Consider the following 17,471-nt stretch of genomic DNA (forward strand, 5'->3'; position numbering starts at 1 on the left):
GACCGGCCGATGCCGGCCCGCCGTCCCGGCGTGCCGCGTCACGCCCGGCCCGAACCGCAGGCGCCTGCCACTCCGCCGACGCCTGCGGCGCCGCCCGCGCAGCCGCCGATGCCGCCGCGCCGTCCGCCCGCGCGCCGCCCGGCGCCGCCCGACCACGGCCTCGACCTGTTCGACGAGCGGCCTCCGCCGCCGCGTCCCCGCCGGCCGCGCCAGCCGCCGCCGGACGAGTCGCCCACCGAGATCATCCACCTCGAGGACGACTACGAGTACGACGACTACGACGACTACCCGGAGAACGCCGACGAGGAGCGCGCCGAGCCCGAGTACATCGAGCCGGCCGACGACGACGAACCGGCCGAGACGCGGCGCAAGCGCAAGCCGCTGCGCTGGCTGGTCGCCCTCGTCGTGCTCGCCCTGATCGGCGGCGGCGCCTGGTACGGCATCGACGCCGTGTTCGGCTACGACGACTTCGAGGGCAGCGGCGAGTCCGACGTGCTGATCGAGATCAGCGCGGGCGACTCGACCGGCGCGATCGGCCAGGAACTGGCCGGAGCCGGGGTGGTGGCCAGCGCGAAGGCGTTCGTGAAGGCCAGCGAGGACAACTCGAAGGTGCTGAGCCTGCAGCCCGGCTACTACGTCGTGAAGACGAAGATGTCCGGCGCCGCGGCGGTGGCGAAGCTGACCCAGGACGGCTCGCGCGTCGGCGTCCTGCAGGTGCGCGCCGGCACCCAGCTGGACGACATCACGCAGCCCGACGGCACGGTCACGCCCGGCGTGTTCACGCTGCTGTCGAAGGCCTCGTGCGCCCAGCTGAACGGGCAGAGCACCTGCATCCCGGTGGAGCAGCTGCGCGACACCGCGGCCAAGGCCGACCTGGCGGCGCTCGGCGCGCCGGACTGGGCGGTGCCGGTGGTCTCCGGGTCGACCGACGCCCGCCGCATCGAGGGCCTGGTCGCGCCCGGCGTCTACGACGTCAAGCCCGGCTGGTCCGCCGAGGAGCTGCTCGGCTACGTGCTGAAGACGTCGGCCACCCGGATCCAGACCGCCGGGCTGACCGCGACGTCGAAGTTCCAGGGCCGCACGCCGTACGAGACGCTGATCGTCGCCTCGCTCATCGAGCGCGAGGGCGTCAAGCAGGACTTCGAGAACATCGGGCAGGTCATCTACAACCGGCTCGCGCAGAACATGCGCCTGCAGCTGGACTCGACGGTGAACTACCTGCTGGACAAACCGGTCGTGACCACCACCGACGACGACCGGAACCGGCCGGGCCCGTACAACACGTACAAGATCCCGGGGCTGCCGCCGACGCCGATCTCCTCGCCGAGCCCGGAGGCGATCCAGGCGGCCGAGGAGCCGACGCAGGGCACGTACGTGTACTTCGTGAAGTGCGAGAAGAACGGGCTGTCCTGCTTCGCGTCGGACCTCCCGGAGCACGAGCAGAACAAGACACTGGCGAGGCAGCGCGGTGCGTACTGAGCGCAGGGCGGCGGTGCTGGGCAAACCGGTGGCGCACTCGCTGTCGCCGGTGCTGCACACCGCCGCGTACGCCGCGCTCGGCCTGGACGGCTGGACCTACGAGCGCGTCGAGATGGACGCCGCGGGACTGCCCGGCTTCGTGCGCGGGCTCGGCCCGGAGTGGGCCGGCCTGTCGGTGACCATGCCGGGCAAGCGGGCCGCGCTGGACTTCGCGAACGAGGCCACGCCGCGGGCGGTGGCGGCGGGCGCGGCCAACACGCTGGTGCCGACCGCGGACGGCTGGCTGGCCGACTGCACGGACGTCGACGGCGTCGCCGGGGCGCTGCGGTGCGCCGGCGGGTTCACCGGCGGGGAAACCGGCCTGGTCCTCGGGGCGGGCGGCACGGCGGCCGCGACCGTCGTGGCGTTCGCGGAGCTGGGCATCCGGCGCGCGGTGCTGGTGGTCCGCGACCCGGCCAGGGCGCGGGAGACCGTCGAGGCGGCCGGCCGGGCCGGCGTCGAGGCGGACGTGCGCGTGTGGGCCTCGGCGGACTTCGGCAAGCTCGCCGCCGACTGCGCGGTGCTGGTGAGCACGGTGCCGCCGGCGGCGGTCGCGGAGCACGCGGCCGAGCTGGCCGCGGCGCCGTGCGTGCTGGACGTGATCTACCACCCGTGGCCGACCCCGCTGGCCGAGGCGGCCGCCGGACGGGTCGCCACCGGGCTGGACATGCTGCTGCACCAGGCGTTCGGCCAGGTCGAGCACTTCACCGGCAGGCCGGCGCCGCGCGAGGCGATGCGTGACGCGCTGCGGGAGGCGACGGGCGGCATCCTGCCGCTGCCCCTGGACTAGCGTGAGCACCATGAAGATCGTGGTGCTGGACGACTATCAGGACGTCGCGCGGAGCCTCGCGGACTGGGACTCGCTGGGTGCCGAGGTCGAGGTGATCACCTCGTACGTGGGCGACCACGACGAGCTGGTCCGGCGGCTGGCCGGCGCGGAGGTCGTCGTCGCGATGCGGGAGCGCACCCGGTTCACCGCCGAGGTGCTGGAGCGGCTGCCCGACCTGAAGCTCCTGGTGAGCACCGGGCGCCGGAACGCGGCCATCGACCTCAAGGCCACCGAACGGCTGGGCATCACGGTCTGCGGCACCGGCTACCTGCCGCACCCCACGGCCGAGCACACCTGGGCGCTCGTCCTCGCCGCGCAGCGGCACCTGGAGACCGAGCTGGCCGCGATGCGGGACGGCGCGTGGCAGTCGACTGTCGGCATCGGACTGCACGGCAAGACGCTCGGCCTGCTCGGGCTCGGCAACCTCGGCCAGCGGGTGGCGCGCATCGGTCAGGCGTTCGGCATGGAAACCATTGCCTGGAGCCAGAACCTGACCGCTGAGCGCGCCGCCGAGCACGGCGTCACCGCGGTGTCCAAAGAGGACCTGTTCGCGCGGGCGGACGTCCTGTCCGTGCACTTGGTGCTGTCCAAGCGCACCCGCGGTCTGGTCGGGGCGGCCGAGCTGGCCGCGATGAAGCCGGGCGCGTTGCTGGTGAACACCTCGCGCGGGCCGATCATCGACGAGCAGGCGCTGCTGGACGTGTTGCGGGAGCGCCGCATCCGTGCCGCGCTGGACGTCTACGACATCGAGCCGCTGCCTGCCGACCACCCGCTGCGGGCGATGCGCAACGCGACGCTGACCCCGCACCTCGGCTACGTCACGCGCGAGGTGTACGAGATCTTCTACCGCGACGCGGTCGAGGACATCGCCGCGTGGCGGGACGGGAACCCGGTCCGGGTCATGACGCTGTGACCGGGGGCGCCTCCCCGGGCGGGAAGCGCCCCCGGCGGCTCAGCGGACGATCGTGCCGCTGGAGCTGATCCGGTTGCTGATGTTGGCGGAGAAGGACTGCACCTCGGCATAGACGCCCGGGTAGTCCGGCCGGGCGCAGCCTTCGCCCCAGCTCACGATGCCGACCTCGACCCACTCGCCCGCCGCGTTCTGCTTGACCATCGGGCCGCCCGAGTCGCCCTGGCAGGTGTCGGTGCCGCCCTCCGGGTAGCCGGCGCACAGTTCGTAGGCCGGCTGCAGGTCGCTGCCGTAGGACCGCTGGCAGGTGGAGTCGCTGACGTAGGGGACGGTCGCGTACTTGAGGTAGCGCGACTGGCCGCCGCCCTCGACGGTGGCGCCCCAGCCCATGATCGTGAAGGTGCCGCTGTTGAGGGAGGTGTCGCCCGGCGCGGCGAACTTCAGCGTCGGGGCCGATGCCGCGGACGCCAGTTCGATCAGCGCCCAGTCCTGCGCACCGGTGCTGGCGTACTGCGGGCTGCGGTAGACGTAGGTCGACTTGATCGACTGGCCCCCGCTCGCCTGCAGGTCCACCTTGCCGAGGGTGGCGGTGATGCTGGAGTTGGTGCCGGTCCGGCTGACGCAGTGCGCCGCGGTCAGGACGACGCGCGATGCGACGAGCGCGCCGCCGCAGCCCATCGACAGCCGAACCATCCACGGGAACTGGCCCTGGGTGGCGTTGGTGCCGCCGACGACGAACGGGGTGACGGTGTCACCGGACGGCTGCGCGGCGTGCGCCGGGGTCAGCGCGGCGGTGAGCGCGGTGGCGAACGCGGCGGTCGCGAGAATGGCGCGCCGGAGTGTTTTCCCGATTGATTTCCGCAATTTCAGACCCCCGCCGTCTGACTGATCCAGGACCGGTTCGCGGCGACGCTGCCATAGATCTGGGAAGAACTGCCGTCCGCCATGGACGCGACACCCACCTGAACTCCATTGGCCATTTGGGGGCCGCCGGAATCGCCCTTCCAGGCCACGCCGCTCACGCCGGTGGAGCAGATCGCACGACCGCCGTAGGCGTCGGTGCAGCCGCCGCCGATCCGGGTGTTGCGCACGGTCGCGGTCTTCAGCTGTTCGGCCGCCGAGCCGTTGTAGCTGGTGCGGCCCCAGCCGTAGATGGAGTTGGTGCTGCTGACCGCCGGGTCCGCACTGGCCAGCCTGGCGTAGGTGGTGCTGATCGAGGTGCCGAGCTGGAGCAGGGCGAAGTCGGTGCTGGGGTTGGCGACCTGCCTGGTGACGGTCGCGGTGACGCCGCCGGAGGAGCGGTACACGCTGCCGACGCGCACGGTCATGCCGGAGCCGAGGCAGTGCTTGGCGGTGAGCACCCACCGGGACGCGATGATGGTGCCCGAGCAGTTGAACTGACCGTTCACGAACACGGCCGCCGCCCACGGCGCGCTCGAAACGGTGCTGCCGCCGATGATGAACGGTTCGACGGCCGGTCCCGCGGCGACCGCGGGAGCGGCGCCGCCGACGGCTATCCCGGCCGCGGCGGTGATTGCGGATATCCACCGGAAAATGCGCATGACGAATAAACCTCCGCAGGGGTGAGGTATTCGCGCCCGACGATGTGCGCGACAGGCAGAAGTTAGCGCGCGGAGAACCCGACGAAAGTCGTCAATCCGGTGTCACCGGCGGGAAAACACCCCGGATGGCCTACGACCAGTGGCCGGTTTTCGGCGCCGCCCCGGAACGGCCGACACGACGCTCTCGGGCGCGAACACGCCGTGTTTGCCCGTCGGGCGGCCTGATTCGCCTTTCCCGCTGTCAGGCGGCGCGCAATTCCGCCAGCACCGCGTCGGTGAACGGGGGCCACGCCTCGATCGCCCACGGGCCGAAGTCCAGGTCCGTCAGCACGACGCACGCGGCGCCCGCGTCCGGGTCGACCCACAGGAACGTGCCGGACTGCCCGAAGTGCCCGAAGGTCCGCGGCGAGCTGTCCGCTCCCGTCCAGTGTGGACTCTTCGAGTCGCGGATTTCGAAGCCCAGCCCCCAGTCGTTGGGCTTCTGGTGCCCGAGTCCGGGCAGCACCCCGTTCAGCCCGGGGAACGCGACCGACGTGGCCGCGCGCAGGGTCGCCGGGTCGAGCAGCTTCGGCGCCTGCAACTCGGCCGCGAACCGCACCAGGTCGTCCACCGACGACACCCCGCCGGCGCCGGGGGAGCCCTCCAGCCGGGTCGACGTCATGCCCAGCGGGGCCAGGACCGCCTCGGACAGGTACCCGGCGAACGGGATGCCCGAGTGCTCGGCCAGCGCGTCGCCGAGGACCTGGAAACCGGCGTTGGAGTACATGCGCCGCGTGCCCGGCTGGGCCATCACGCGGTCGGAGTCGAAGCCAAGACCCGCGGTGTGCGCGAGCAGGTGCCGGATCGTCGACCCCTCCGGCCCGGCAGGCGTGTCCAGCTCGACCACGCCCTCCTCGACCGCGATCAGCGCCGCGTACGCGGTGAGCAGCTTGGTCACCGAGGCCAGCCGGAACGTGCGCGCGGTGTCGCCGTGGCTGCCGGCCACCGTTCCGTCCGCCCGCACCACGGCCGCCGCCGCGTGCGGGGCTGGCCACTGATCGATCCGCTCCAGGCTCCGCATACCCAAAGCCTAAACGGCGGCTGTCCCGCGCCGGGGACAGCCGCCGCCGGATCAGGCGTCGAGGTCGCTGGCGACCAGCTCGGCGACCGCGTCGACCGCGGCCTCCGCGCCGTCGCCCTCGGCGGCGATGACCACCTCGTCACCGTGGCCCGCCGCCAGCGTCATCAGGCTGAGCAGGCTCCCGGCGGGCACCGGCGCGCCGCCGTCCTTGGCGATCGTCACCGGCACCGCCTGCGCGGCCGCGGTCTTCGCGACCAGGGCGGCCGGCCGGGCGTGCAGGCCCACCTTGCTCGCGACGGTCACACGTCGTTCCGCCATGTTCGACCTCTCCTCACTTGCTGGGCGTGCCGGCGTCGGCGGACGGCTGTTCGGCGTCGTCCTCCCGGCCCGGCGTGCGCAGGTTCCACTTGGTGATCACCCACCGGAACAGGAAGTAGTAGATCACCGCGTACACCAGGCCGATCGGGATCAGCAGCCACGCCCGGTTCGCCGCGGGCGCCGACGAGTTGAGCGCGAAGTCGATGAACCCGGCCGAGAACGAGAACCCGAGGTGGATGTCCAGCGCGTTGCAGATGGCCAGCGACAGGCCGGTCAGCACCGCGTGGATCAGGTACAGCGGCCACGCCACGAACATGAACGCGAACTCGATCGGCTCGGTCACACCGGTCAGGAACGAGGTGACCGCACCGGCGATCATGATGCCGCCGACGACCTTGCGCTGACCCGGCCGCGCCGTCTGCCAGATCGCCAGCGCGGCGGCCGGCAGCGCGAACATGAAGATCGGGAAGAAGCCGGTGGTGAACGCGCCGGCGTTCGGGTCGCCCGCGAAGAAGTTGGTGATGTCACCGCCGTCGAAGATGAACCACACCGGCACGTTGATCAGCTGGTGCAGGCCGATCGGCAGCAGCAGGCGGTTGAGCAGGCCGTAGATCCCGCCGCCCACGACGGCGTTGCCGGTCACCGCGTCACCGAGCCACTGCATCGCGTTGTCCACGGCCGGGAAGATCAGGCCGAACACGACACCGATCAGCAGCAGCGCAACCGAGTTGATGATCGGCACGAACCGGCGGCCGCCGAAGAACGCCAGGTACGGCGGCAGTTTCACGCGGTGGAAGCGCTGCCACAGCACCGCGGTGACCAGGCCGACCACGATGCCGCCCAGCACGCTGTAGGGCCATTTGATGGGCTGCAGGTACCAGCCCTCCTTGAAGCCCTCCAGGTCGCTGACCGGCGCGAACACCTGCACGACCTTGTTGAACACCACGAACCCGACGACGGCGGCGACACCGGTCGAGCCGTCGCCCTTGCGCGCGAAGCCGACGGCGATGCCGACCGCGAACAGCAGCGGCAGCCAGTCGAACAGGCCACCGCCCGCCGCGGCGAGCACGGCGGCGACCTTGTCCCAGCCAAGGCCGTCCTTGCCGAGCAGGTCGTCCTGCCCGAGGCGGCTCAGCAGGCCTGCGGCGGGCAGGGTGGCGATCGGGAGCATGAGGCTGCGGCCGAAGCGCTGCAGCCCCGCCATCCCCCTCCCTTTGCCCTTGGTTCCATCTGCGACGGTGGCGCTCACGGGTTACCTCCGTGTTCGGCGGGGACTGTGCGATCGAGTTGCATGGACACCTCGTACCGGTCGCCCCGGTACCACGAGGTCATGTCCTCCACGGGGACTCCGGACGCGCTGGAGACCCGGCGGAAGACCAGGAGCGGGTCGCCGGCGCGGATGTCGAGCAGGCGCGCCGTCTCCCGGTCCGCCGCTTCCGACCACACCGTCTGGCGGGCGTGGTCCAAGCGGAGGTCGTAGCGCTGCGCGAGTTGCTCGTACAGCGAGGAGGTCAGGTCCAGATCCGGCAGCCCGGGCACCCGGCCGGGGTGGTACCAGCCGCGCTCGACGGCCAGCGGGGTGCCGTCCGCGCGGCGGCGGCGCACCAGACGGTACGCCTGCTCGCGCGTGCCCAGGCCGAGCGCGCCCGCCGTCTCCGCGGGCGGGGTCTCCAGCCCGCAGTGCAGCAGCTCGGTGGCCGGCGTCAGGCCGCGGCGGCGCATGTCGTCGGTGAACGACATCAGGTACAGCTGCAGCTCCATGCGCCGCGTCGCGGTGAAGGTGCCCTTCCCGCGGGCGCGGGTGAGCAGGCCTTCCTCGACGAGCTTGCCGATCGCGGAGCGGACCGTCAGCCGGGACACCCGGTAGCGCTCGGCCAGCTCGCGCTCCGACGGGATCGGCGACCCCGGCGGCAGCTCGCGCTCGATCGAGCGCCGCAGGATCTCGCGCAGCTGCGCGTGTTTCGGCGTCGGCCCGTCCACCACGCGGTCGGCGGTGGTCGCGGTCTGCGCCATGCCACCTCCAGGTTTCGGGTTGGTTTCCGGGGTCGCACCGGCGGCCCACAATTGGTACGTTCCGGTCTAGACCATTTCTTGATGGGGCAGAATGCTCCGCTACCCGGGCGGGTGTCAACCACCGTTACGGGTTCGTGTTCGGCAAGCAGAGAAGGAGGCCGCCGTGGCGGACGACAGGCCGGAAAAGATCCTCGCGGCACTGGGCGGCGCGGACAACGTCGTCGAGATCGAAGGCTGCATCACGCGGCTGCGGTGCGAACTCGAGGACGGCTCGCTGGTGGACGAGGCCGCGCTGAAGGCGGCAGGCGCGCACGGCGTGATGAAGATGGGGTCGGTCGTGCAGGTCGTCGTCGGCCCGGAGGCGGACACGATCGCCAGCGACATCCAGGACCTGATGTGAGCGTGACCGTGCAGAGCCCGGTGCCCGGCCGGGTCACGCCCATGTCCGAGGTGCCGGACCCGGTGTTCGCGCAGTCGATGGTCGGGCCCGGGGTCGCGGTGCTGCCAGCGGGCGGGCGGCAGGACGCGCTCAGCCCGGTCGACGGGACGGTGGTGACGCTGCACCCGCACGCGTTCGTCGTCGCGACCGCGGGTGGTCAGGGCGTGCTGGTGCACCTGGGCATCGACACGGTGAAGCAGAAGGGCGAGGGCTTCACGCTGCACGTCGTGAAGGGCGAATCGGTGCGCGCCGGGCAGCCGCTGATCAGCTGGGACCCGGACGCGGTCGCCGCGGCGGGGTACTCACCGGTGGTGCCGGTGGTGGCGCTCGACGCGGACGCCGAGGCGCTGTCGGGAGTGCTCACCGGCGGCTCCGTCGACGCCGGCGAGCAGCTCTTCACCTGGGACTAGGCGCCGCTCGGGCGGAGCGGGCCGCGATCCCTAGGCGGTCACCACGTTCTGGCCCTCGACCTTGACCGGGATGGGGGAGAGGCCGGTGTCCGCCGGGCCCTTCTCCAGCGCACCGGTCAGGGTGTCGAACTCCGAGCCGTGCAGCGGGCACTTGATGGCGTCGCCCTCGGGGGCCACCGTCGCGCCCTGGTGCGGGCACACGGCGCTGAAGCAGGCGGCGGTGGTCTCGGTGGGCCGGGCCAGGATGGCGGGCTTGCCGTCGACCGTGACGGACTTGGCCTGGCCGACCGGGACGTCGTTCAGCGCCGCGACGGTGGTGCCCGACGGGGCCGAGCCGGTGTTCTGGCTGCTTCCGGACGTGCCGCTGTCGCTGCCGCCGCAGGCGGCCAGGACAACGGTGCCTGCGGCGGCGCCGGCCACGGCGACCCCGGTCGTCAGGACGGTACGGCGGGTGGGTGAGTGAGCAGTCATGCCCCGTGACACGGTCGCGGTCCCGGCTCGGTTCAATCCGGCGGCGGATTGAACCCGATCGCGTTCCGCTCCGTGGTGAACGGGTGCAAGGATCGCCGGTGGAGGAGGTCGGGTCATGGTGGCGTGGCTGTTGCGGATCCTGGTGGTCCTCGGACTGCTGGGGTCGGCCTGGGTGCACTGGGACCTGTGGGCCAACGAGGGCTTCGACGAGATCGCGACGATCGGGCCGTTGTTCCTGGTCAACGTCGTCGCCGGGGTGGTCATCGCGGTGGCGGTGCTGTTCTGGCACCACTGGCTGCCGGTGCTGGCCGCGATCGGGTTCGGCGCGGTCACGCTGGCCGCGTACCTGATCTCGCTGACGCCCGGCGGGTTGTTCGGGGTGCGGGAGCAGTTCGCCACGTCCGCGGAGACCTGGGGCGTGATCACCGAAGCCGGGTGCGTGGTGTTCGGCGTGGCGTTGCTGTTCGCGCAGCGGGTCCGGCGGAAGCAGGGCGTGCTCGCGTGAGCGACGGCGCGGAAGACCAGTTGATGCGGGCGCTGCACGACGACCACGCGGCCGCTCTCTGGTCCTACGCGCTGCGGCTGACCGGCGGTGACCGGGCCCGGGCCGAGGACGTGGTGCAGGAGACGCTGCTGCGGGCCTGGAAGCACCCGCGGGTGCTGGACCAGACGCAGGGCTCGGCGCGGGCGTGGCTGTTCACGGTGGCGCGGCGGATCGCGATCGACGACTGGCGGTCGGCCGCGCACCGCTCCGAGGTGACCACCGATTCGCCGCCCGAGCTGGTCACGCCGGACGACACCGACCGGGCGTTGCAGGGCTGGCTGGTGGCGGAGGCGTTGAAGGAGTTGTCCACGGCGCACCGCGAGGTGCTGCTGCTGTGTTACTTCCAGGGTTTCTCGGTCGCCGACGCGGCCGCGAGGCTCGGGATTTCCGCCGGGACGGTGAAGTCCCGGACGCACTACGCGCTGCGGGCGTTGAAGCTCGCGCTGGAGGAGAAGGGGGTGACCCGGTGACCGAGCCCGACGAGTTCGTGACCTACGACGCGGCGTACGTGCTGGGCGCCCTGTCCCCGGAGGACCGCGCGGCGTACGAGGAGCACCTGCGCGGCTGTGCGCGGTGTTCCGCGGCGGTGGCGGAGCTGGCCGGCTTGCCCGGGCTGTTGTCGCAGGTGACGCCGGACATGGTCGAGGGGGAGCCGCCACCGGACCGGTTGTTGCCTGCGTTGCTGCGCGGAGTGCGCCGCGCCCGGCGGCGGCGGGTGGTGACGACGTTCGGGGTGGCGGTGGCCGCGGCGGCGGCGGTGCTGGCGGCGATCTTCGTGCCCCAGCCCGACGGCGGCGGTGGGACGGCCATGACGCCGCTGGGCGCGTACCCGGTCCAGGCGACGGCCGCGGTGGCCGAGGTGTCCGGTGGCAGCCGCGTCGACATGTCGTGCAGCTACCGGGGCGCCTACCAGGGCGCGGGGTACCTGCTGGTGGCCATCCGGGCGGACGGATCGGAGGCCCAGCTGGCGACGTGGAACGCCACCCCCGACCGGGACGCCCGCATCTCGGTCGGCACGGATTTGCCGCCGGAGGAGATCAAGGCGCTGGAGATCCGCACGACCGGAGGGGTGCCGCTTTTGCGGTGGCATCCGTGAGGGGAGTGGGGCGTTGTGCCGCGCTCGCGGATCTTCATGCCCGCGCTTGAAGGTTTCGCCGCGCTTTGTTTTTCGCCCTGCGAAAATTTTCCGCCGCGCCTGAAGATCTCGTCGCGCCTTGAATTTGCGCCTTGCCCCAGTTGCCCGCCAGACCTCAGCTGTCGATGGGTCGTGAATCTCGTGCCGCGCCTTTAATCTCCAGAGCGCGCCTCCAGTTTTCCCGCCGCGCCTACAGTTTCTTGACACCCCTCGGCTTCCCGCCCTGCCTCAGGTGTCTGCCGCGCTTCGGCTTCCTGCCCTGCCTCAGGTGTCTGCCGCGCTTCGGCTTCCTGCCCTGCCTCAGGTGTCTGCCGCGCTTCGGCTTCCCGCCCAGCCACAGGTGCCTGCCATGCGTTGAACCTTCTGTCGCCCCCCAACTCCTGCCTTCGCGTTCCAAGTTCCCGCCATCGCCCCAAAACCACTTCCGCCGCTACACGTCGCCCTGCGCGAGTGGGAACCTCGCGCGACGACGACTTGACCTCTCGCGCGGCCTGATTGCCGCACGAGAGGACCACTCGTGCGAACCCGCGCGCTCCGGCTAGGCGAGTGGGATTCTCGTGCGCCCGCGACTGGACTGTTCGCGCGTCACGAAATGACCACTCGCGCGACGGGTGCCGTGCGAGTGGGAATTTCGTGCGCCGCATGATTTGGCATTCCGCCGCCCGCGGCGCAGTCTGGGTTCGTGAACTGGGGAATCGTGGCGGCGGTCGGCGCCGCCGGAACGACAGTGGGTGCCGGGACGGTGAGCCTGCTCCGGAGAGCCGAAGCTCCGGTGCCGGCCGCCGTGGTGGCGCTCGGCACCGGCGCGGCCTGGGCGGGACTCGCCGTCCTGGCGCCTGCCTGGACGGCCTTCGTGCTGGCCGCGCTCGCCGTGCCGTTGATCGCGGCGGACCTGCGCCACCGGCGGCTGCCGGACGTGCTCACGCTGCCCGCGTACCCGCTCCTCGTCGCGGTGGCGCCGGATCCGGCGAAGGCCCTCGGAGCGGCCGCCGTCTTCGGCGGCGCGCACCTGGTGATCCACCTCGTGGCGCCCCATGCCATGGGCGCCGGTGACGTCAAGCTGGCAGGCGCCCTCGGCGCGGCGCTCGGCTCCATCGGCTGGTCCGCATTGCCGGTGGCAACCGTGCTGGCCGCGTTTGTCACAGCCGTCCTGGCCGCCACCCGCCGCTGGCGGAACGGGGTGCCGCACGGACCCGGCCTACTCGCTGCGGCCACCGCGCTGGTCCTGATCCGCCCTGGATGAGCACGGGCGAGGCCGGTGCCGCCTGCTGCGGGCATGTCGTGCTCCCCGGACAGGGTGCGGGAGTCAGGCGTGCCTGCCGCTCGCGGGCAACCGCCGGGGCGGAGCCGGGCGAACGCAACGGCAGGCAGCCGCCACCAGCGCGCCAGCTCGGGCACGGCGGCGCCACGAGCGGGTGGAGCCACAGCAGCCTCACCGCTGCGTGCGCCGCGCGCAGGCACCCCCGCCCGCCGGAGCCGGGCGAACGCAGCGGCAGACAGCCGCCGGCCGGCGCGCCATGCCGGACACACGCCGCGCCCACTCCGGATTCGCCGCAACTAGCGGGCGGACCACGTCAACCCCGCCGTCGCGACCACCGCGCGCGGGCCAGCCCCCGCCCGCCGGAGCCGGGCGAGCGCAATGGCCTGCAGCCACCGACCCCCGCCACGTCGGCCACACCGGCCCGCTACCCCGGGCGCGCCGGCCCGCTACCCCGGGCGCGTCGGCCCCCGACCCCGGGCACACCGGCCCCCGACCCCGGGCACACCGGCCCGCCAGCCCGGGCACACCGGCCCGCCAGCCCGGGCACACCGGCCCGCCAACCCGGGCACACCGGCCCGCCAAACCCGGGCCCAGCCCGGGCACACCGGCGCGCCACCGGCCCACCACGCGCGCACCTCGGGCACACCGGCCCGCCACCCGGACGCACCGGCGCGACCAGGGCACGGACCACGTCAACCCCGCCCTCGCGACCACCCCGCGCGGGTCAGCCCCCGCCCGTCGGAGCCGCCTGAACCGGGCGACAACCCGCATGACAGGATCGTCTGGTGGTACTGCGCTGGATAACCGCTGGTGAATCGCACGGTCCGGCCCTCGCGGCCGTGCTCGAAGGGATGGTGGCCGGGGTCGAGGTCACCACCGCCGACGTGAGCGAGCAGCTCGCCCGCCGGCGGCTCGGGTTCGGCCGCAGCCCCCGCATGGGCTTCGAGACCGACCACATCGAGTTCCTCGGCGGCGTCCGGCACGGCGTCACCCAGGGCGGACCGGTCGCGGTGCACATCGAGAACGCCGAGTGGCCCAAGTGGGAGAAGGTCATGTCGGCCGACCCGGTGGACCCGGCCGAGCTCGAGGGCCTCGCCCGCAACGAGCCGCTCACCCGCCCCCGCCCGGGCCACGCCGACCTGCCGGGCATGCAGAAGTACGGCTTCGACGAGGCCCGCCCCGTGCTGGAGCGCGCCAGCGCCCGCGAGACGGCCTCCCGCACGGCACTGGGCACCGTCGCCCGGAACTTCCTCCGCCAGCTCCTCGGCGCGGAGATCGTGAGCCACGTCGTCTCCATCGGCGCGGCCGTCGCCCCCGAAGGCCCGCTGCCCGGGCCCGAGGACCTCGCGGCGGTCGACGAATCCCCGGTCCGCGCGTTCGGCCAGGAAGCCACCGACGCGATGATCGCCGAGGTCGACGCCGTCCGCCAGGCCGGTGACACCGTCGGCGGCGTCATCGAGGTCATCGCCTACGGGCTGCCGCCGGGGCTCGGCTCCCACGTCCACTGGGACCGCCGCCTCGACGCGCGCCTCGCCGGCGCGCTCATGGGCGTCCAGGCCATGAAGGGCGTCGAGATCGGCGACGGCTTCACCACCGCCCGCCGCTGGGGCAGCAAGGCCCACGACGAGATCGACCGCGGCACCGGCCCGGTCGGCGTCACCCGCCGGTCCAACCGCGCCGGCGGCCTCGAGGGCGGCATCACCAACGGCGAGCCGGTCCGCGTGCGCGTCGCGATGAAGCCCATCTCCACCGTCCCGCGCGCGCTGTCCACTGTGGACGTCGTCACCGGGGAGCCCGCCGTCGCGATCCACCAGCGCTCCGACGTGTGCGCGGTGCCCCGCGCCGGGGTCGTCCTGGAGTCCGTCGTGGCGCTCGTGCTCGCCGACGCGGCACTGGAGAAGTTCGGCGGCGACTCGCTGGCCGAGACCAAGCGCAACGCCGAGTCCTACCTCGCGGCACTGGAGGAACGGTGGGCCAACCTCCCTGCATCGTGATCGCGGGCCCGCCCGGGTCCGGCAAGAGCACCGTCGGGCCGCTGCTCGCGCAGCGCCTCGGCGTGCCGTTCCGCGACAGCGACGACGACATCGTCGCCCGCGCCGGCCGTCCCATCGCGGAGATCTTCGCCGACGACGGCGAGCCGGCCTTCCGCGCGCTCGAGGAGGAAGTGATCGCCGAGGCGCTCGCCGAGCACGACGGCGTGCTCTCCGTCGGCGGCGGCGCGGTCCTCGCCGAGGGCACCCAGAAACGCCTGGTTGGCCACCCGGTGGTCTTCCTCAACGTCGGCTTCGCCGCGGGCGTGCAGCGGGTCGGCCTGTCCACCGCCCGCCCGCTGCTCGCCGGGGTCAACCCGCGCGCCACCTACCGCTCGCTGCTCGAAGCGCGGCTGCCGGTGTACCGCTCGGTCGCCACCATCGAGGTGTCCACGGACGACCGCACCCCGGCCGAGATCGTCGACGCCATCGCCCGCGAACTAGCCCTGGAGGAAACGCAGTGACCGACCCGGTCCGGATCGAGGTCCGCACCGCCCGGCCGTACCCGGTCGTCGTCGGCCGCGGCCTGCTCGGCGAGCTCACCGAGGCCGTCAAGGGCGCCTCCAGCGTGGCGATCATCCACCAGCCCACGCTCACCACCACCGCCGAAGCCGTGCGCGACGAACTCAACGCCGCCGGGCTGGACGCCCACCGCGTCGAGATCCCCGACGCCGAGGACGGCAAGGCGCTGTCCGTCGCCGGCTTCTGCTGGGAGGTCCTCGGCCGCATCGGCCTCGACCGCCAGGGTGTCGTCATCGGCCTCGGCGGGGGAGCGGTCACCGACCTCGCCGGCTTCGTCGCGGGCACCTGGATGCGCGGCGTCCGGCTGGTCAACGTGCCCAGCACGCTGCTCGGCATGGTCGACGCCGCCGTCGGCGGCAAGACCGGCATCAACACCGACGCGGGCAAGAACCTGGTCGGCGTCTTCCACGAGCCCAGCGCCGTCCTGGTCGACCTCGCCACCCTGGAAACCCTGCCGCGCAACGAACTGATCGCCGGCATGGCCGAGGTCGTGAAGGCCGGTTTCATCGCCGACCCGCGCATCCTCGAGCTCATCGAAGCCGACCCCGAGGCGGCGACCAACCCTGCCGGTGACGTCCTCGGCGAGCTGGTGCGCCGCTCGATCCAGGTCAAGGCGGACGTCGTGGCCGCCGACCTGCGCGAGTCCGACCTGCGCGAGATCCTCAACTACGGTCACACCCTCGGCCACGCCATCGAGCGCCGCGAGCGCTACCGCTGGCGCCACGGCGCGGCGGTCAGCGTCGGCCTGGTGTTCGCCGCCGAGCTGGCCCGCCTCGCCGGGCGGCTCGACGACGTCACCGCCGAGCGGCACGCCGCCATCCTGGAGCGCCTCGGCCTGCCGACCAAGTACGACCCGGACGCCTTGCCGCAGTTGATCGACTCCATGCGCAAGGACAAGAAGACCCGCTCCGGCGTGCTCCGCTTCGTCGTCCTCGACGGCCTGGCCAAACCGGGTCGCCTCGAAGGTCCCGACCCGGCCCTGCTGGCCGCGGCGTACTCGGCGGTCGCCGGACCGCGGCAGTCCGACGGTGGGAGCGTGCTGCTGTGAAGGTCTTCGTGCTCAACGGTCCCAACCTCGGCCGCCTCGGGAAGCGGGAGCCCGCCGTCTACGGCTCCACCACCCACGCCGACCTTGCGGAGCTGTGCGTCAAGACCGGCAGCGAGCTGGGCATCGACGTCGAGGTCCGGCAGACCGACCACGAGGGCGAGATGGTCGGCTGGCTGCACGAAGCCGCCGACGGTGGCAACCCCGTCGTGCTCAACGCGGGCGCCTGGACGCACTACTCGATCGCCGTGCGGGACGCCGCCGCGCAGCTCGCCGCGCCGCTGATCGAGCTGCACATCTCCAACGTGCACAAGCGTGAGGCGTTCCGCCACCACAGCGTGCTCTCCGACATCGCCACGGCTGTCATCGCCGGGCTCGGTGTCGACGGCTACCCGCTCGCCCTGCGCTGGCTCGCCGCCAACGCCGGATGACCGTCCCCGACCTCAGAACCGCCCGGCTGCGCCTGCGAGGCCTCGAACCCACCGACACCGAATCGATCGTCCGGGTCTTCGCCGACCCGGACACGAGCAGGTTCCTCGCCGCCGACCTCAGCGACCCGGACCAGTGCCGGGCCTCGGTCGAGCGGCGCCTCGCCTACACCGGGCCGGACGGCACCGGTCACTGGGTCATCGAGCGCGACGGCGACGTCATCGGGCTGGCGCACCTGCGGCCATCGGCCGAGCTGTCCGGCGACCTCGTGGAGATCGGGTACTTCCTCGACCCCGCCCACGGCGGCCACGGCCTGGCGACCGAGGCGGCCACCGCGCTGCTTCGCCACGCCTTCGTCGCGCTCGGGCTGCCCGCCGTGTGGGCGCTCGTGCACGAGTCCAATGTGGCCAGTCAAAACCTGGTGCGGCGCCTGGGTTTCGCCGACGTCGGCGGCGGCGAACACTACGGCGGGCCGCACCGCGTGTTCGTCGCGCTGCCCGCCACCGCAGGGCAGTGGCACCACGTCGAGCTGTGGGTGCCCGACCTCGCGCGCGCCGAGGAGAGCTTCGGCTGGCTGCTCACCGAACTCGGCTGGCAGGAACACCAGCGCTGGCGCGACGGCGTCAGCTGGAAACTCGGCGCGGGATACCTCGTGGTCGAGCAGTCCCCGGCGCTGACCGCCGCCACGCATGACCGCCGCGCGCCGGGCCTCAACCACCTGGCGCTGCACGCCGGCCCGCCCGAGCGCGTCGACCAGCTCGCGGAAGCCGCGCTCGCGCACGGCTGGCGCCCGCTGTTCGCCGACCGCTACCCGCATGCCGGCGGCCCTGATCATCACGCCGCGTATCTGGAGAACGCCGACGGCTTCGAAATCGAGCTCGTCGCCGACTCCCCGCGTGTCACTCGACCGGGTTAATCAGTCTCTACACTGAGCTTGCTGGCGGAAAGGGAAGGACGACGGGTGGGCAGACGCAG

At 72.7% G+C, this 17,471-nt stretch carries 21 protein-coding genes; 14 read left to right on the forward strand and 7 right to left on the reverse strand.

The window, feature by feature from the left end:
• The 3 genes from mltG to L2C96_RS36385 form a co-directional block, all read left to right on the forward strand.
• The coding region (mltG, locus tag L2C96_RS36375) for an endolytic transglycosylase MltG (protein WP_308191219.1) at window positions 1–1,479 on the forward strand (1,479 nt) is incomplete at its 5' end.
• A gap of 13 nt (window positions 1,480–1,492) precedes the next feature.
• The gene (locus tag L2C96_RS36380; RefSeq protein ID WP_237339448.1) at window positions 1,493–2,308 is read left to right on the forward strand and encodes a shikimate dehydrogenase; all 816 of its coding nucleotides are present in this window, start codon (window positions 1,493–1,495) and stop codon (window positions 2,306–2,308) included.
• 10 nt (window positions 2,309–2,318) lie between these two features.
• Window positions 2,319–3,260, forward strand: a complete 942-nt coding sequence (locus tag L2C96_RS36385; protein WP_237339430.1) for a D-2-hydroxyacid dehydrogenase family protein — start codon at window positions 2,319–2,321, stop codon at window positions 3,258–3,260.
• Between the two features lie 39 nt (window positions 3,261–3,299).
• Here L2C96_RS36385 and L2C96_RS36390 read toward each other — a convergent pair whose 3' ends face one another.
• The 6 genes from L2C96_RS36390 to L2C96_RS36415 all read right to left on the reverse strand — a co-directional run bounded on the left by L2C96_RS36390 (window position 3,300) and on the right by L2C96_RS36415 (window position 8,210).
• On the reverse strand, window positions 3,300–4,121 hold the full coding sequence (locus tag L2C96_RS36390; RefSeq protein WP_237339431.1) for a S1 family peptidase: 822 nt from the start codon (window positions 4,119–4,121) through the stop codon (window positions 3,300–3,302).
• A 2-nt stretch (window positions 4,122–4,123) separates the two neighbouring features.
• The gene (locus L2C96_RS36395) at window positions 4,124–4,819 is read right to left on the reverse strand and encodes a S1 family peptidase (RefSeq protein WP_237339432.1); all 696 of its coding nucleotides are present in this window, start codon (window positions 4,817–4,819) and stop codon (window positions 4,124–4,126) included.
• A 241-nt stretch (window positions 4,820–5,060) separates the two neighbouring features.
• Window positions 5,061–5,879, reverse strand: a complete 819-nt coding sequence (locus L2C96_RS36400) for a serine hydrolase domain-containing protein (protein ID WP_237339433.1) — start codon at window positions 5,877–5,879, stop codon at window positions 5,061–5,063.
• A 51-nt stretch (window positions 5,880–5,930) separates the two neighbouring features.
• The gene (locus tag L2C96_RS36405; RefSeq protein WP_027936689.1) at window positions 5,931–6,197 is read right to left on the reverse strand and encodes an HPr family phosphocarrier protein; all 267 of its coding nucleotides are present in this window, start codon (window positions 6,195–6,197) and stop codon (window positions 5,931–5,933) included.
• Between the two features lie 13 nt (window positions 6,198–6,210).
• Window positions 6,211–7,401, reverse strand: a complete 1,191-nt coding sequence (locus L2C96_RS36410) for a PTS transporter subunit EIIC (protein ID WP_020423434.1) — start codon at window positions 7,399–7,401, stop codon at window positions 6,211–6,213.
• A 41-nt stretch (window positions 7,402–7,442) separates the two neighbouring features.
• Window positions 7,443–8,210, reverse strand: a complete 768-nt coding sequence (locus L2C96_RS36415; RefSeq protein WP_237339434.1) for a GntR family transcriptional regulator — start codon at window positions 8,208–8,210, stop codon at window positions 7,443–7,445.
• A 91-nt stretch (window positions 8,211–8,301) separates the two neighbouring features.
• On the opposite strand from L2C96_RS36415, the gene L2C96_RS36420 reads away from it, so the two are divergent.
• Both L2C96_RS36420 and L2C96_RS36425 read left to right on the forward strand, forming a co-directional pair.
• Window positions 8,302–8,610 carry a PTS sugar transporter subunit IIB gene (locus tag L2C96_RS36420; RefSeq protein ID WP_268246446.1) on the forward strand — a complete coding sequence of 103 codons (309 nt, stop codon included), beginning with the start codon at window positions 8,302–8,304 and terminating at the stop codon, window positions 8,608–8,610.
• Window positions 8,607–9,059: a PTS sugar transporter subunit IIA gene (locus L2C96_RS36425; RefSeq protein WP_020423432.1), complete on the forward strand. Its 453-nt coding sequence runs from the start codon at window positions 8,607–8,609 to the stop codon at window positions 9,057–9,059. Before L2C96_RS36420 ends, L2C96_RS36425 begins: the two co-directional genes overlap by 4 nt.
• 30 nt (window positions 9,060–9,089) lie before the next feature.
• Here L2C96_RS36425 and L2C96_RS36430 read toward each other — a convergent pair whose 3' ends face one another.
• Window positions 9,090–9,530 (reverse strand): Rieske (2Fe-2S) protein, encoded by a 441-nt coding sequence (locus tag L2C96_RS36430; RefSeq protein ID WP_237339435.1) that lies wholly within the window; start codon window positions 9,528–9,530, stop codon window positions 9,090–9,092.
• Between the two features lie 115 nt (window positions 9,531–9,645).
• Between L2C96_RS36430 and L2C96_RS36435 the strand changes: the two genes are divergently transcribed.
• The 9 genes from L2C96_RS36435 (at window position 9,646) to L2C96_RS36475 (ending at window position 17,412) form a co-directional block, all read left to right on the forward strand.
• On the forward strand, window positions 9,646–10,035 hold the full coding sequence (locus L2C96_RS36435) for a hypothetical protein (protein ID WP_020423430.1): 390 nt from the start codon (window positions 9,646–9,648) through the stop codon (window positions 10,033–10,035).
• Window positions 10,032–10,544 (forward strand): sigma-70 family RNA polymerase sigma factor, encoded by a 513-nt coding sequence (locus L2C96_RS36440; RefSeq protein WP_020423429.1) that lies wholly within the window; start codon window positions 10,032–10,034, stop codon window positions 10,542–10,544. Before L2C96_RS36435 ends, L2C96_RS36440 begins: the two co-directional genes overlap by 4 nt.
• Window positions 10,541–11,170, forward strand: a complete 630-nt coding sequence (locus tag L2C96_RS36445; protein WP_020423428.1) for an anti-sigma factor family protein — start codon at window positions 10,541–10,543, stop codon at window positions 11,168–11,170. Before L2C96_RS36440 ends, L2C96_RS36445 begins: the two co-directional genes overlap by 4 nt.
• A gap of 811 nt (window positions 11,171–11,981) precedes the next feature.
• Window positions 11,982–12,452 (forward strand): prepilin peptidase, encoded by a 471-nt coding sequence (locus L2C96_RS36450; RefSeq protein WP_020423530.1) that lies wholly within the window; start codon window positions 11,982–11,984, stop codon window positions 12,450–12,452.
• Between the two features lie 800 nt (window positions 12,453–13,252).
• Window positions 13,253–14,464 (forward strand): chorismate synthase, encoded by a 1,212-nt coding sequence (gene aroC / locus L2C96_RS36455; RefSeq protein WP_027936509.1) that lies wholly within the window; start codon window positions 13,253–13,255, stop codon window positions 14,462–14,464.
• Window positions 14,461–14,964: a shikimate kinase gene (locus tag L2C96_RS36460; RefSeq protein ID WP_020422367.1), complete on the forward strand. Its 504-nt coding sequence runs from the start codon at window positions 14,461–14,463 to the stop codon at window positions 14,962–14,964. Before aroC ends, L2C96_RS36460 begins: the two co-directional genes overlap by 4 nt.
• Window positions 14,961–16,070, forward strand: coding sequence for a 3-dehydroquinate synthase (gene aroB, locus L2C96_RS36465; RefSeq protein WP_020422366.1), 1,110 nt, complete (start codon window positions 14,961–14,963; stop codon window positions 16,068–16,070). The genes L2C96_RS36460 and aroB overlap by 4 nt, the downstream gene beginning before the upstream one ends.
• A complete protein-coding gene (aroQ, locus tag L2C96_RS36470) occupies window positions 16,067–16,498 on the forward strand; it encodes a type II 3-dehydroquinate dehydratase (RefSeq protein ID WP_020422365.1) in 432 nt (143 codons plus the stop codon). The genes aroB and aroQ overlap by 4 nt, the downstream gene beginning before the upstream one ends.
• The gene (locus L2C96_RS36475; protein WP_020422364.1) at window positions 16,495–17,412 is read left to right on the forward strand and encodes a GNAT family N-acetyltransferase; all 918 of its coding nucleotides are present in this window, start codon (window positions 16,495–16,497) and stop codon (window positions 17,410–17,412) included. The genes aroQ and L2C96_RS36475 overlap by 4 nt, the downstream gene beginning before the upstream one ends.
• Window positions 17,413–17,471: the final 59 nt, after the last annotated feature.

The sequence above is a fragment of the Amycolatopsis tucumanensis genome, assembly GCF_021654135.1.
Lineage (GTDB): Bacteria > Actinomycetota > Actinomycetes > Mycobacteriales > Pseudonocardiaceae > Amycolatopsis_E > Amycolatopsis_E tucumanensis.